The sequence below is a fragment of the Brevibacillus sp. HB1.2 genome (assembly GCF_013332495.1).
In the GTDB taxonomy this organism is placed as follows: domain Bacteria; phylum Bacillota; class Bacilli; order Brevibacillales; family Brevibacillaceae; genus Brevibacillus; species Brevibacillus porteri.
The window spans coordinates 189,401-204,100 of sequence record NZ_JABMIU010000004.1; the positions used below are offsets into that span (position 1 = coordinate 189,401).

A 14,700-nucleotide genomic window follows, 5' to 3' on the forward strand; every position below is an offset into this window, starting at 1 on the left:
AAACGGGTATAAAGCTGGAATGGATGTCGTGTGAAGGTCGTGTAAAATTACAATTAGCTCATCTCGTAACTTTTCTGAATAAGCTCTTTCGCCCGTGCTAGCTGCTCATCATTCGAAATCGTAATCTCTAGATCACCTGTACCGTAATGACCAATCTGACGCACATCTCTCGTAAACGAAGGCTCCAGTTCAATCGCATCTGGACTGACTTTAACATATATAGTAATACATTTCGTTTGCGGATGAATTTCCACACAAGCAAAGTTCTTAATCCGCTTGAAAGCGATATAGTATTTCAGCGTGTTCATCTGCACATCATCCCCAAGCGCCAGCATAAAGGAACGTAGTGCTTCGAAACGATCCACTAACTCCTCGCTCGCTTGCTCTAAATACTCTGACACGGTCTTATATATGGATGAAGGTTTGATATTGGATGGCTTTTCATGGTCTAGCTCTACGTGAGCTGTTGTCGCATTAACAAGATCCAGCAACAGCAAATCCTCTCCATACCTCTTATACGTGTACAATTCGATATTACGATTAATTTGCTGTACGGCGTGCTCATCGTACTTGGTGAACCCTCCAGCTACACATAGAAGTCTTGGAGCACTCCAATCAATCGCTTGGGCTATATCTCTACCCAGTCGATTCATGACTAGCACCATGAAATCTGCTTGATGATCCATCAACCAATCTAGATAATACAAACCTTGATTGATCACATTTTCATTCGTTGCCCTTTTATATTCTATGATGACTGGCGAATTATTCTCATCAATACCGAGGGTATCGATTCTCCCCCGGTGCTTCTTGCCCGTCGAATACTCAGAAGCGAGAAATCGAATTCCCAATAGTACCTCTAAATTTGCCTCCATTAACGTCTGTAACGACTTTTCAACCGTAACAGTGTAACCGTTCAGTTCCTGTAATCCATTGTCCATTAATCGAAAAAGCTTTATGTCCCCCATCACTAACTACACCTTTCTTATTTATAAAATTATTCTGACTTTCCAATTCGTGAAAACAAGGAACTTCAAGCGTAGATGAGTCCGCTGGATTTCTGTTATCTATACTTACCGTCACCTCTGTCTCTTCACTAAATAAACTGCCTTGGACTAGGAGCGTGCGGTCATTGCTCTACGCTTCAGTTTACGCTTGAAAGACCACTCTAATTGGTATTATTATACAAGATTTCCCGCTAGAATTGGACAATTCACACCTGCTAGAACAGGAGGAGCTGGCTCATCTTGTTGTTTTCCCCCAATATCATCATAAACTTTCAATAATCGTTTATCAGTCATGCATTTAGTACTATCGTATCATGCAACAGCTTCGTAATCGATAGTTACTATCAACTATGACTTTCCTATAGGAATTAGACTTAAACTCAATTTGTCCAAAAAAGAAAAATACCTTGAAAGACTCAGGGTCTCACAAGGTACGTATTTCCTTAATTTATCAAACGATCGGAATATAAATAGATATTTTCATCGCCTCAGGAAAGCTCGACCCCCTCACGTCTGTCACTTCAAAATCCGGTCCCTCGCCTCTCTCATAATTCGATTGAGGCAACCATGTTCCGTAAATGTAGCGACGTGTGTTTTGCACGAGGTCGGCATCACCCGTCACTTTGAATTCCGCGTATTTTCCGCCAGGCAAGACGAGTGAAAGAAAGCCTTCAGGCAATTCATCAGGAACACGATGCACAGCCTCCCCGATCACAAAAGAAAAGCTCCCGTCATCTTCAAATTCGCAGGCGATTCCGTACGACATATCTTCTGCCGCTTTATTCGGAATCCGCAAGTAGTCTTGATTACGGCCGAATTCATAATAAAAGCCTGGAATGTCCTTAAACTGCTGCTCATCCTGTAAACTCGTCCGGAACCTGCGTCCAATGATACAAATGTCATCCAATGTCGCGATGGTTGGTTTGTTCATCGTGATCTCTCCTTTGATCGTTTGGCGAAAGGCCAAAAAGTCCATCTTAGCTAGATAAGGAAGCGAGTGATTTTCTTTGCGATACCTTCCAGGTGTAATCCCGAACTGCTTCTCAAAAGCGCGTGTCAGTGCCTCCTGCGACTGGTATTGATAGGCCACAGCAATTTCGAGCACATTGTCACTTGTCTGTTTTAGCGCAAGTGCAGCTTCCGATAGCCTGCGCTTGCGAATGTACGCCTGTACGCTGAAGCCTGAGATTGCCTGAAACAGCCTCTGAAAATGAAACGCAGAGAAATGCGCTTGAGAAGCAATTTCTGTGATGTTCATTTCTTCCTGAAGATGCTCTTCCACATAATCAATCGCGTCCTGAATCCGCTTGTACGTGTCCATCTTTGACTTCCTTCACCTATTTTTTCTTTAGTATGCGGGAGATCACTGGCATTTTTTTGATCAACTGTGCTATCTTTCAAGCTTTACGTCGTCAATCGCTCTACCAAAACGGGTGACAGTTCCTTCTCTTCCTTTTTCCCAACCAGCTGCTGTGTCCAAATCCGCTCATGCAGCATCTCAAATGCGTATTTTCCCATCAACGTACTGGAGCTGGATACAGTGGTGATCTCTAGCAATTCTCCGATTGGCTGATCATCGCATCCGACTACGGCTAAGTCTTCTGGTACGCTAATCCCCAACCTACTCGCTTCTTTGATGATCCCTGCCGCTATATGATTGCACGATACGATCATTGCTGTCGGCCGCTCTTCTGTTTGCAGCAATTTCCCCATGACATCCTTGCCGTCTTGGATCGTTAAACACTCTTCAAACGACCACTCAGCAGAGGGTGTTACGTCAATCGAACGCAGCTTTTCGTAATAGGCACGTTTGCGATGCTGACTGTTAAAGCTGTTTTTTCTGCCGATGCAATACCCGATCCGGCGATGCCCCTTCTTCATCAGATACTCCATCCCGATCAGAAACGTTTGATAGTGGTCGATATGAACACTCGAAACAGAGGTGGTATCATTTGCTTCACACGTGATGATTGGTCCGTATCCTGCATACTCATTGAGCGTTTCGCAAGAGCTGGACCTGGAGCACATGATTAGCCCGTCGATTTTTTTATTTTTGAGCAAGTGTAAGACACTGCGTTCTTGCTCGGGGTTGTTATTTGTTTGGCACACCATCAGCTTGTAATGATGCTGGACTGCTTCTGCTGCAATGCCTTCGATAATGGAGCTGTAGTATTGGTTGTTGACGAGAGGCAATGTCACACCGATGACCATCGTTTTTCCGGTAGAGAGGTGGACTGCATTACTGTTTTGAACATAATTTTGTTCTTCAATAATCTTGAGAATCTCCGCGCGTTTTTTCTCGTTCACATACGGATGGTTGTTAAGCACACGGGAAACGGTTGAAACGGATACACCTGCCAATTTCGCGATTTCTCTTATGTTAGCCACTCAGATTACTCCTCTAAGTCGGATCAGTAATTATTACATACATCAAAACACATTCCGCTTGCTCTGAAAAGCGTTCCACATATTATGCTCTCCTTATGTAGAATGAAAGGAGTCGTGTTTTGTGATTCGCTTAAAATTTGAATATCTCTTGTTTATCGTAGGCTTATTGATATTGGCGCTCGGGATCAACATGATGACGACCATTACATCCTTTGGTCTTAGCCCGTATGATTCTCTGTTTATTGCCCTGTATCAAAACTTCGGGGTATCGATTGGCTTCTGGATGTTTGCCATTAACCTGACCTTTGTCATCATCGTCCTTTTCATGGATCGCAGTTACATTACTTTCGGTGCCATTTTGGTCATGGTGCTAATCTCCCTCTTTGTCGATATGATCGGGTCCATCGATGCGCTTATGGCTGCTATCCGTACATTGCCGCCGCTTCTGACCATGGCACTCGGAAACATTTGCATCGGTAGTGGTATCGGGTTGTATGTGTGTACGCAAGTGTGCACAGCTCCCCAAGAGGCATTTGTACTGGTGATGTCGAAAAGATTAAAGTGGACATTCAGACGGACAGAAATTTTGCTAGCGTGCATGTTTCTTACTGCAAGCTTCCTGCTAGATGGCCCGATTTATTACGGAACAGTCGTGCTGTCGTTTACGACTGGCTACATTATTCAAGCAGCAATTAACGTCGGGAATAAGATGCTCCGTCTCGTCAATCAAACGAAGGGAGCGGAGGCATAATAGGAGGAAAGCCTTGAGAAATTTTCGACCAAAAGTTGTGTGTTCCCTTGCAGTGAGCCTGTTTCTATTGCTTGTCGGTTGCTCCTCTTCTACTGGTCTCGTAAAAGCTAGCGGAGAAGTTTTTGCCCAGAGCGAAATTCACAGACTGACCCAAGATCCTGAAAACGTGACGCATTACCGGCCGATGCGTATTCAGGAAATGACACCGCAATTGCCTTCGTCTCTCCAAAGCAGAATCAAGCTCGTGGATAAAACGAAGCTGCCTTTTCCTGTCGAAAAAGAGATGGCCTATCTCGTCTCATTCTCTTCAGGCCCCGAAAAAGAAACGCGACACCAACTACAGCTGACATACGCGCAGGATAACGAAGCTCCTATTACGGAAAACTTCTTCATCGTACGTATGACAGAGACAGATGAAAATCCCTTGGCCCATGTAAAGCCATCTGCTTCTGGACTGGATTCGTTTGGGAACGTCATGCGCGTTGAGCCACTGACCGACGATATCACTTTCTATCATCATATCATCACAACGAACAGCTCTTATGTGTATAACTTTTACAAGTACGATGATGAAAATCAGGCAGTAAATCTAATCGTCACAAACGCCCATGAGATGGAGTTCTATGATCAAGGAATCTTGTATCATCTCGCGTACCACACCGGAAGCACTCAACTGGACCCTACCCTTCATGATCAGATGGTAGCGCTGGCGAAGGATTTCATTTCTGTCCGTTCCTAAATGAAAAAGAAGGATTCCCCTGTAGGTCATACGACTGCGAGGTGGAATCCTTTTTCTATCTCTTGACCTTCACGTGGCGTGAAGCTTTACGATATTTTCCAGTACGATCAAGGAACTGGAGGGTGAACAATGCCAAACCACGAACAAATTTATAAGAATCAAGCGGAACAGTACGATCTGATGATTTCTAGACAACCACGTCTGCTCGCTGTCATCGAAGAAATCACTCCTATCAAAGGACAGGACGTGATCGATCTGGGAGCTGGCTCAGGAAGACTTACGTCTGTGCTCGCTCCTCATGCCAAGTCCATTCTGGCTCTCGATGCTTCTGCTGCCATGCTAGAAGTGAATGCGCAACAACTGACGCAAGCCGGTCTTACCAATTGGAAAACCAACGTAGCGGATCATCGAGAACTTCCCGTAGACGATAATAGTGCGGATGTCCTCGTAGCAGGGTGGACGGTTTGTTACCTCACCAGTTCTGAAGTTCCCAACAACGAGCTCCATCTTGAAAAGATCATTCAGGAGATGAAACGCGTGCTTCGTCCTGGTGGCACGATCATCATCATGGAGACGATGGGGACTGGATATGAGACACCTCACCCACCCCACTTTCTTACACAGTACTATTCCTTGTTGGAAACCAAATACGGCTTCTCTCACAAATGGATTCGCTTGGACTATCAGTTTAAAGACATAGCGGAAGCAGAACGGCTTTCACGGTTTTTCTTTGGAGATGAGCTTGCGGACAGAGTCGCTCGGGAAAAGCTGGTGACATTGCCGGAATGTGCAGGGGTATGGTGGCTGACTGTATGAATACAAAAAAGACGACCCCTGACCGTTCAGAAGTCGTCCGCTTGTTATTTCCACGTGTCTCTTATTTTTTCACAGAAGGCATGACACCCTCTGGAATCGGGCACACATACGTTTGACCGCCCAAACGCTGTTTCAGCTCGGCTTTTGCCTGTTCAATCAGCTCTGGATGATTTAGCATGTCAATGGCTGTAGAAGCCATGACTTTCCCCGCATGCAGCATCCCTTTATGTGCCATGGATGTCGCCCCGAGAGACACCCATTGCCAAGAGTGCAGCGTGGAGCCATTTATATAACACGCAGTCGTACATTGCGCGGTCGGCGCAATCCAGCTCACATCCCCTACATCGGTGGAGCCGTTCAGCGGGATTTTTGATCCGTCGAATGGATGGAGCCATGTCACCATGTCTGGAGCAGGCATGTCTGGTGACTGTTTTTCCGAAGTAGCGAGCTCCTGCTTGGACAGCGTCGCACGCATTTCTTTTGCCAATTGCAGTTCTGCTTCGTCATGCACAGGGACGCCCAGCTCCTGGAAGTTTTTGTACATGACCTCTTCGAGCAGCTTGTTTTGTACGAGGTTCGAGCACGCTTTGTCGAATACGATCTCTACCTCGGTTTCGGTCATGAGCGCAGCGCCTTGCGCAATTTTGCATACGCGCTCGTAAATCTCCTGTACTTGATCAACCTTTGGCGCACGCACGAGATAGAGCACCTCTGCCTTTGGTTGAACCACATTTGGCGACAAGCCGCCGGAGTTCGTGATGGCATAGTGCACACGTGCTTCCGGGATAATGTGCTCACGCAAGTAGTTCACGCCGACGTTCATCAATTCCACTGCATCCAGTGCGCTTCGACCGAGATGTGGACTTGCTGCCGCATGGGCACTCTTTCCTTTGAACTTGAAGTAAATTTGATAGTTCGCGAGTGAATCGATGGACATGATGCTGTTATAGCCCATTGGGTGCCAGCAAAGTGCGAAGTCCACATCGTCAAACAGTCCTGCTCGCGCCATGAACGCTTTCCCGGAACCGCCTTCTTCCCCTGGGCAGCCGTAGTAACGAACAGTCCCTGTCATGTTGTTCTCTTCCATGTACGCTTTCACTGCAACGGCTGCCGCAAGAGAAGCGGTACCGAGCAAGTTGTGTCCGCAGCCATGGCCGTTTGCGCCTGCTACGAGAGGCTCTTCTGTGGTTTGTCCTTTTTTCTGGCTCATGCCCGACAGAGCATCGAACTCTCCCAGAATCGCCACGATAGGATTGCCGCTGCCAAAACTTCCAATGAAAGCCGTTTTGATTCCGCCTACTCCACGCTCAACCTTAAAGCCTTCTCCTTCGAGTGTTTGAGCCAGCAGTGCAGCAGATTGGTACTCTTCAAAACGCGTCTCCGCGAAATCCCAAATCTGGTCGCTCACCTTGATAAAGGCATCTCGTTTTTTCTCAATCATTTCTGCAATTCGTTTGGTATGCATTCGCAAACATCCTCTCTGCCCTCGTTGTCCACGTGCTTTTCCGCTCAGGTAGGAACGTTTTTTACGTCAGCAATCGTCTTGCAATTCGGTTCAAAAGCGCTACGCTGCGTGGCAAAATCTCTTCTTGTATATCGAACTTCGGATGGTGGTGGGGCGCTGGGATATCCGTACCGATTGCCATGTACGTTCCTTTTCCGCCACGATCCTGAACGCGTTTAATCATAAAGCTGGCATCTTCACTGCCCATTGAGTTGTAATCACCGTGTTTAAAGGAATGGAAGCCTTCTACCTGCTTGGCTTCTTCCAGTGCCAGCTCTGCCATCTCCACATCGTAATTGATCGGGATTGCTCCCCCGACGACTTCGATTTTGTAGTCGAGCTCATGCATAGCTGCACTGTGCGCGATGATGTTGCGTACGCGGTTTTCTACTTCTGCATTTACTTCTTCCGTAATGGAGCGAGTCTCCACAACCATCTTGGCATAAGCCGGAATGATATTCGCTGCTGTTCCGCCTTCTAGCACACCCACATTGATTCTCGTATCACCAGTGCTGAAGCGAGGAATCGCATGAATGTTCAACAGGGCGGTAGCCGCTCCGAGCAATGCATTTTTCCCTTGTTCTGGCGACGCACCAGCATGAGAAGAAACACCGTAGAAATGCGCCATCATTTTCGTAGTAGCCAAAAATCCATAGGAACCGCCGTGTACCTCACCCAGCGGCACATTGACACCCAAATGGTTGCAGAAAATATAGTCAACATCGTCCAAATGGCCTTTTTCCACGATCGCGTATGCACCGCGAACACCTTCTTCGGCTGGTTGGAAGATCAGTTTGAGCGTACCGGAAAAATCTCCTGCTGCAAGCACTTCTGCCAATCCCAAGCCAATCGTGGTATGGCCGTCGTGAGCGCAGGCATGCATGTTGCCTTCATAATGGGAGCGGAAGCCATTCGCTTGTGGAAAATGGTCTTGCTCCGTACTTTCCAATACAGGCAGTGCATCCATGTCAAAACGAAAAGCAACCGTTGGTCCAGGTGCCTTCCCTTTCTTCACACCGATCACTGCTGTATAGCCACCGCGCATTTTTTCAACGATCGCCGGGTTTGCACCGTCACGCAAAGCTCTTTCATACGCTGCCTCAAGAGCCGCCTCAGAAGGCAAGCCCCGACGGGAATCTCCATCGATTGCTTCTTGTCCGTATATGACCTCATAGCCGAGGGACGTCAAAATCTCTACTACCTTGGAAGCGGTACGGAACTCCGTAAAACCCACCTCTGGATGTCTATGAAAATCTCTTCGCAACGAAACCAGATCCAACATCGTTCAATTCCTCCTGTTAACTCTGGAGCATGTCTTTTTCCACGCCCAGGTCCGATAGGCAAGCTCTAGAAATATGAGAAGACTGGCAAATGTAAACCCTTACAATATACGAATATTAAAAGACATTTTCGCTTAATTGAATTATATAGTTGCCTCTCTGTTTTTTCAATAGAAGTTGTTAGACTTCTTTAAAAATAGAAACTTTTCCCGGCTGTTGTGCTGGGGAGGAAACAGGAGAAAACGCTCAGCTTCTAGGGCCACCCCCTGGGGGATTGACTGCACGACTCCATGCAAAAAGCGAAACCGCGTCCAAAGTGGTCCACTCAGGATGTATCTCAGAGGTGGACGCTTAAGAGCGTGTTTCGCTTTTTGTATGGAGTCTCGGTCGGTGTCCCTAAGATCTTCGCTTATTTCTCCTGTTTCCTCTACGAGCTTTCAGTGTGAATCCGATTTTTAAAAGCCCTAAAAGATTGAAGAATGTCAGCAGTTACGACAGAGAAGAATATTTCCAGACGTAGCGACTTGTGGAGTCCTACCGAGCGGAGAAGGGATTTGCGGGCAAAAGAAACGCAACGTGCTCCTATGTCGAAGCGGCTACCACTTTTGCGTTTCCCCGCAAATCCCTTCGGAGCGGACAGTCCAGCCTCCCCGAGGGACGGAGCCTGGAGCCTAGACTGGAAATATTCTTCTCTTCACCGCAGCCCCATGATATAAAAAAACACCCGAACATCACGTCGGGTGCCTTCATTTTTTTAGCTGATAAAGCTTCTTCGGTCGTCCACGTACAGCCTGCTGCTCTTCCCCGCTGAACTCGGCCAAATTCACTTCGCACAAGCTGCCCATGATTCGCTGTGCATTCCGTACCGTCATCGACAAATGCGAAGCGATATCCGTCGTCGAAAACGAATTCCAGCCCATACGCTGAACCAACGCACGCAGCTTATGATACGATTTGACACTTACATTGGCTCGGTTCAGCTTTTCCAACAGCTCGCGATCACTGGAGCGGAACGAATAGGCGAGCTCCTCTGTTTCTCCCACCGATTCCATCATGACGCCATTATCCTGTACGACGACAATGCCCGCCCCCGGTCGTTCTTTTGCGTGTTGGATTGCTTTTCGCGCATTGTTTTCCGCAGAAAACGCTGTATCTCCAAAGCCCACACCTACTGCAACCGGAACCTCTGCCTCCAAAGAGAGCTGTTCCACTGTAAGTCGTAGCATTTCAATCTCTCGTTGAATCGCACCACGCGAGCTGAAAATCTGGTAGCGTCCGTTGCCATTTGCCAATAGAGAGCCATCCAGCCTATCGCAGAGCGCAAGCAGAATTTGTCTGATCTTCAGCTCCAGATGCTGCAAGTAAAAGCGCGTGCTAGTCCGCTCGGGAATCTTGTCAAACTGCTCCAGCTCAATGATCTCTACCCCAATTTGTGTATCCTTGAAATAGGAGCTTTTCACCTTTTCAATGACGATTTTCATTGCCTGACGAATCTCCATTTTCGTCATCAGGACACGATAGACAGGAATGCCTTCCTCGCGCAGCGCATGTTCAACCACAGAAAATGTGGTGAACGCTCCTTGTGTCTTGCCTTCACGCCAGAGCGATACATGAAACTGCGTGATCGCATCCAAGTCAAAATTCTCGTCATACATACTGACATAAATCTCCTCGTCAGGTATGTCCAACTCCGACATCGCCTCGCTCAAATGCAATCCTTCCGAATCAATCATATCAATGGAGACACGGTTTACCGCAGTCTTTTGATCAATCGACATCTGGATGAAGCAACGATACAGATTCGAACCGTTCGGTGGGCAATACACGAGATTGGCATCCGGGCTGAGCACGTTTTTAGCGATGGTAAACGGAATCGGTCCAGAGAAAAACCATCCGTTTAAATCTGCATGATGCTCCAGAACGATTTTACTCACATCCCGTACGTCTTCATAACGAAAAGGAACAAATTCGATCTCATGCTCAAACTCATTGGCAACCGCCAGTATCCGCTCCACCGAAGGAAACGGTCCTACAACACCGATTCTATACATAAGGGCGTTTTCTCCTACCTTGTCATGATCGACACCTTTTCCTCATTCATATCATGTGCCGTTCTCTTTGTCTACTGGATGCCAAGCATGCTGTACTACGCTTGCTCCATGATTTGCATAACCATTTGTTCGAGTGAAGCAGTGGGCTTGCCGATGATTCTCTCCAAATCCGTCGTCGTGCTGCTCGCATCAATTTGCATCAAGAAGCGATACAGCCAACTTTCTGCAACAGGGTCCTCCCGATGCCTGATAGATTTGCCTGTCTGTGCCGTCAACACTTCAGCCAGCTCTGCGAAATTCCAAGCACGGGAAGCCGTAAGCTCGTAAGTCTGATTTTCGTGCCCCTCTGTGCTGATGACAGTGGCAGCAGCCAATGAAAGATCCTCGCGTGTCACTGTATGAAAGCTCCACTTGCCAGGGTATGTAAGGAGCTCTCCTGTTTCGATTGCCTGCTGAATACCAAATGCCGCAATCACATCACTGTAAAGTCCATTCCGCAGAAACGTATACGGTATCCCTGTCGTGCGAATGGCGTGTTCCGTTGCCATATGGAGATGCGTGAGCGAGATATTTGCTTTTTCCAAAAAGGCAAAGCTGGTATACACCACGTGAGTGATATTTGCTTTTTTCGCCGCTTTTATGACATGACTATGCTGTCGTACACGAACGGTATCATCAGTGTGTGGGCTGGAAATAAACAAAAGCTTCGTGCCGTCCGCAAAAGAGCGCTCCAGAGACAGAGGGTCATCATAATCCGCCTGTCTTATCTCAATTCCCAACTCTCTTAGCCGTGTCGCTTTGTCCAGTCGGCGCACACAGGCAATGAGGCGTTCTCTTTCCACCCTTTTCAAAAGCTGTTCGATAATCAAGCTCCCTAGCTTGCCCGTTGCTCCTGTAATGAGAATGGCCATGCTTTTGCTTTTCCCCCCTTTTCCCCTGTGGCTCAAAGTTCATCTCACACTTTGCCTTATTTTCTCTAATAAAAAAATCAGTTGATGCAGCTCCTGCTCCTCCAGTCGTCTTAGCCCCTCTGCAATTATCTGGCGATTCCCGGGAAGGTGCTCGAAAAGAAGCTGTTTACCTGCTTCCGTCAGTGAGATTACGGATTTTCTGCCGTCTTTGGGATGGGGAGCCCGGTGTATCAGACCGTCTGTTTCCAGTGGTGCAAGCAAAAGACTAATGTTGGCCTTCGTCACTCCAATGCACGCTGCCAAGCGTGAAGGCAGGATACTGTCACCATGCTTCGCGATCTCTACCAATAGTCGGATTCTTGCACCGTTCATGCCTTTTGCATGCCAATATTTTTCTGAGAGTCCCACCAAATCTGTGGTGGCGTCTACCAAGGAAAAGAATGCTTTTGTCCGTAAAGGGGGCTGGTTTACATACGTTTCGAGATCATCTGCCATGCTCTTCCCCCCTTATTTAGTTAAGTGCTTAACAACTTGAAATGTAATCCATCTGTATTTTTTTGTCAATGGGCAAAGCGCTAAAATCGGGTTTGAATCGCTTTTTATCGTAATTAAAAAGAACTGATGGTTATATACACCTTATCCATCAGTTCTTTCTCTATGAAAACTTCTCCATTATTAAGTTGAGTTCGAAGATTTATGTTTTATACGACTAGTAACGATTCAAGTTTTTAATGTACTTGCCATTAGCCACTTGTCCCTCGTAAATCCAGCCTGGTGGAACAGGTGAATATTTACTTACTAATAATGTGGTTCCATAAGGAGCACCAACGACATTCATGATCGTTTTGCTATCATAATTTTCTCGTGATACAACCCATCCAGTTGGAATAGGGGAGAACTTGGTCACATTGAACTCCGTACGATAAGATGCTCCTATTACATATTTTATCACCCGACCAGCTACTTCATCTCTTAAAACTACCCATCCCACTGGAACGGGAGAATATTTGCTAACTCGTAATTCCTCACCATAGGGAGCACCTGCTGTATTTTTAATTAGCTTTGAACCTAGGTCTTCACGAATGACGACCCACCCCGGTGGAACAGGAGAAGATTTTTTAATCCATTCCTCATCTGAACTCCATCTGGCAGCAGCTAATGATTGTTCTTTCTGCCCACCAACACTAGTGGCTTGAATCGGAGACGTTAGCACTGCAGAAAATACGGCTACACTTAATGCTGAAAAAACCATTTTCTTGAACATAGTGATTCCCACCTCTCCTATCATTAACATCTACCAAAATATACCATATTTTTAAAAATGAGTAAATTTCCAAGAAAAATCAATTAATTTCATACCACTGTTCCTATCTATCCATGACCTAAGTAAATATTTTTTATCGAGAAACTAAAAAAATTCCTTTGCTATCGAAAACGCAAGCAAATATTCTGAATATACGTTTTCTATCATTTTTAAGGGGGTATTTATGAAAAAGGGACTGGCAATTGCAACCTGTCTTACCTTGCTTTTCGGGGTACTAGCGGGGTGCTCGAATTCTTCCGCACCTGCTGAACCCACTGGCTCCACTACACCTGCAGAAGCGACAAAAACAGAGCCGATGGTGTTAAAATGGAGCATCAACAGCGAACCGCCTTCGATGGACCCTGGGATCGCCGTCGACGCGGATTCGTTTGACATGATTTACGCTGCCTTTGAAGGTTTGACCAGCTATGATCTGAATGGACAGCTCGTCAATGCTACGGCTGAGAGCTTCACCAACTCGCCGGATTATATGAACTACACCTTCAAAATTCGCAAAGACGCCAAATGGAGCAACGGAGATCCTGTCACCGCCCATGATTTCGTCTATGCGATCAAGCGCAACCTCGATCCGAAAACAGCGTCCGAGTACGCCTATCAGCTTTACTACATTAAAGGAGGAGAGGAGTACAATACAGGGAAAGGCAAAGCAGAGGATGTAGGAGTAAAGGCTGTAGACGACTACACCGTCGAGTTCAACCTGAAGTCACCGACTCCCTTTTTCCGTGAGCTAACCTTCTTCCCGACCCTCTTCCCGTTGCATCAAAAAACGCTGGAAGGAAACCCGAAATGGGCGAATGAAGCGAAAACAATCGTGGGAAATGGTCCATTCATTATGGACAAGTGGGAGCACAAAAGCAGAATCGTCTTTACGAAAAATCCGAACTACTGGGATAAGAACAACGTCAAGCTCGACCGGATTGAAATCGCTATGATCGAGGACAACAATACAGCGTTCTCGATGTTCGAAAATGGCGACATCGACTGGGGCGGCTATCCTGCCTCCACACTTCCGACCGACGCAATCCCTACACTCAAAGATGCGGGCAAGCTGATGGTCGCGGATAATCCAGGCACACAATCCGTTGTTTTTAATACAAATAAACCACCGTTCAACAACAAAAAAATTCGCCAAGCCTTCGCTTATGCCATCAACCGTCAGGAAATCATCGACAATATTTTGCAGACGGGTGTTCCAGCTGCCTATGGTTGGGTACCGACTTCCATGGGATTAAAAGCAGACGGCTACTTTAAAGAAGACCAGGCAAAAGCCAAAGCACTGCTGGAAGAAGGCATGAAGGAGCTCGGACTCTCGACCTTCCCGACTGTCACTTACACCTTTGACACGAATGATACCAACAAAAAGCTGGCTGAAGCCCTGCAAGATCAGTGGAAAAAAGCACTCGGCGTCGACGTGAAGCTGTACACAGCGGAGCTGAAGGTGTACCGCGACATGAGATCACAAGCCAACTTTGACATGATCCGCTTCCAATGGGGGGCAGACTTCAACGACCCGATCAACTTCCTGGAGATGTTCCGCGACAAAACGGGCGGAAACAACCACCCGGATTGGGAAAATGCCAAGTTCAAAGAGCTGATCGACAAGAGCTACAACGAGCCTGATCTGGACGCACGCAAAAAAATCCTGCTAGAAGCGGAAACGATTCTTATGGAGGAAATGCCGCTGGCTCCGATCAACTTCCGCGGTAGCCCTTATGTGAAAAACGACAAGGTGAAGGATTTCATCATCTTCCCACTGGGAGGCGCGTACTTCAAATACACCTCGGTTAATCCGTAGGGAAGAAAACCTCATCTTTTGCGAACATAGTCGTAGGGAAGAGAAAAACGGGCTCCCTTCGTTGATGGCACGCCAGCGAGGAAGCGGAGATGTCCGTCTCCACTCCAAAAAACGGTACGTCGACCAAAAGCCAC

At 47.0% G+C, this 14,700-nt stretch carries 13 protein-coding genes; 4 read left to right on the plus strand and 9 right to left on the minus strand.

Features of this window, described 5'->3' with window-relative positions; translation table 11 throughout:
- Window positions 1–53 precede the first annotated feature (53 nt).
- From HPY28_RS12460 to HPY28_RS12470, 3 genes are all read right to left on the minus strand, one after another.
- Window positions 54–968: a DUF5655 domain-containing protein gene (locus HPY28_RS12460; RefSeq protein ID WP_173622704.1), complete on the minus strand. Its 915-nt coding sequence runs from the start codon at window positions 966–968 to the stop codon at window positions 54–56.
- Between the two features lie 490 nt (window positions 969–1,458).
- Complete coding sequence (locus HPY28_RS12465; protein ID WP_174230647.1) at window positions 1,459–2,328, minus strand: AraC family transcriptional regulator; 870 nt, start codon at window positions 2,326–2,328, stop codon at window positions 1,459–1,461.
- An 83-nt stretch (window positions 2,329–2,411) separates the two neighbouring features.
- Complete coding sequence (locus tag HPY28_RS12470; protein ID WP_174230648.1) at window positions 2,412–3,395, minus strand: LacI family DNA-binding transcriptional regulator; 984 nt, start codon at window positions 3,393–3,395, stop codon at window positions 2,412–2,414.
- 121 nt (window positions 3,396–3,516) lie between these two features.
- Between HPY28_RS12470 and HPY28_RS12475 the strand changes: the two genes are divergently transcribed.
- From HPY28_RS12475 to HPY28_RS12485, 3 genes are all read left to right on the plus strand, one after another.
- A complete protein-coding gene (locus HPY28_RS12475) occupies window positions 3,517–4,146 on the plus strand; it encodes a YczE/YyaS/YitT family protein (RefSeq protein ID WP_174230649.1) in 630 nt (209 codons plus the stop codon).
- 13 nt (window positions 4,147–4,159) lie between these two features.
- Window positions 4,160–4,885, plus strand: coding sequence for a hypothetical protein (locus HPY28_RS12480; protein ID WP_174225034.1), 726 nt, complete (start codon window positions 4,160–4,162; stop codon window positions 4,883–4,885).
- A 129-nt stretch (window positions 4,886–5,014) separates the two neighbouring features.
- Entirely contained in the window at window positions 5,015–5,701 is a 687-nt protein-coding gene (locus tag HPY28_RS12485) for a class I SAM-dependent methyltransferase (RefSeq protein WP_017249948.1), read from the plus strand.
- A gap of 61 nt (window positions 5,702–5,762) precedes the next feature.
- Here HPY28_RS12485 and HPY28_RS12490 read toward each other — a convergent pair whose 3' ends face one another.
- From HPY28_RS12490 to HPY28_RS12515, 6 genes are all read right to left on the minus strand, one after another.
- Window positions 5,763–7,166 (minus strand): M20 family metallopeptidase, encoded by a 1,404-nt coding sequence (locus HPY28_RS12490; protein WP_174230650.1) that lies wholly within the window; start codon window positions 7,164–7,166, stop codon window positions 5,763–5,765.
- A gap of 61 nt (window positions 7,167–7,227) precedes the next feature.
- Window positions 7,228–8,487: an amidohydrolase gene (locus HPY28_RS12495; RefSeq protein WP_017249946.1), complete on the minus strand. Its 1,260-nt coding sequence runs from the start codon at window positions 8,485–8,487 to the stop codon at window positions 7,228–7,230.
- Window positions 8,488–9,231: 744 nt separating this feature from the next.
- Window positions 9,232–10,536, minus strand: a complete 1,305-nt coding sequence (locus tag HPY28_RS12500; protein WP_017249945.1) for a hypothetical protein — start codon at window positions 10,534–10,536, stop codon at window positions 9,232–9,234.
- Window positions 10,537–10,631: 95 nt separating this feature from the next.
- Window positions 10,632–11,447 (minus strand): SDR family oxidoreductase, encoded by an 816-nt coding sequence (locus HPY28_RS12505; RefSeq protein WP_174230651.1) that lies wholly within the window; start codon window positions 11,445–11,447, stop codon window positions 10,632–10,634.
- Between the two features lie 39 nt (window positions 11,448–11,486).
- Window positions 11,487–11,942: a MarR family winged helix-turn-helix transcriptional regulator gene (locus HPY28_RS12510; protein ID WP_173622696.1), complete on the minus strand. Its 456-nt coding sequence runs from the start codon at window positions 11,940–11,942 to the stop codon at window positions 11,487–11,489.
- Window positions 11,943–12,156: 214 nt separating this feature from the next.
- Entirely contained in the window at window positions 12,157–12,711 is a 555-nt protein-coding gene (locus HPY28_RS12515) for a hypothetical protein (RefSeq protein ID WP_174225031.1), read from the minus strand.
- A gap of 223 nt (window positions 12,712–12,934) precedes the next feature.
- On the opposite strand from HPY28_RS12515, the gene HPY28_RS12520 reads away from it, so the two are divergent.
- Window positions 12,935–14,566 (plus strand): peptide ABC transporter substrate-binding protein, encoded by a 1,632-nt coding sequence (locus HPY28_RS12520; protein WP_017249941.1) that lies wholly within the window; start codon window positions 12,935–12,937, stop codon window positions 14,564–14,566.
- The last annotated feature ends 134 nt before the right edge of the window (window positions 14,567–14,700 follow it).

Coding starts and splice junctions, on each gene's coding strand:
- HPY28_RS12460 (WP_173622704.1), bottom strand. CDS start 968: ATGGGGGACATAAAGCTTTTTCGATTAATGGACAATGGATTACAGGAA.
- HPY28_RS12465 (WP_174230647.1), bottom strand. CDS start 2,328: ATGGACACGTACAAGCGGATTCAGGACGCGATTGATTATGTGGAAGAG.
- HPY28_RS12485 (WP_017249948.1), top strand. CDS start 5,015: ATGCCAAACCACGAACAAATTTATAAGAATCAAGCGGAACAGTACGAT.
- HPY28_RS12490 (WP_174230650.1), bottom strand. CDS start 7,166: ATGCATACCAAACGAATTGCAGAAATGATTGAGAAAAAACGAGATGCC.
- HPY28_RS12495 (WP_017249946.1), bottom strand. CDS start 8,487: ATGTTGGATCTGGTTTCGTTGCGAAGAGATTTTCATAGACATCCAGAG.
- HPY28_RS12500 (WP_017249945.1), bottom strand. CDS start 10,536: ATGTATAGAATCGGTGTTGTAGGACCGTTTCCTTCGGTGGAGCGGATA.
- HPY28_RS12505 (WP_174230651.1), bottom strand. CDS start 11,447: ATGGCCATTCTCATTACAGGAGCAACGGGCAAGCTAGGGAGCTTGATT.
- HPY28_RS12510 (WP_173622696.1), bottom strand. CDS start 11,942: ATGGCAGATGATCTCGAAACGTATGTAAACCAGCCCCCTTTACGGACA.
- HPY28_RS12515 (WP_174225031.1), bottom strand. CDS start 12,711: ATGTTCAAGAAAATGGTTTTTTCAGCATTAAGTGTAGCCGTATTTTCT.
- HPY28_RS12520 (WP_017249941.1), top strand. CDS start 12,935: ATGAAAAAGGGACTGGCAATTGCAACCTGTCTTACCTTGCTTTTCGGG.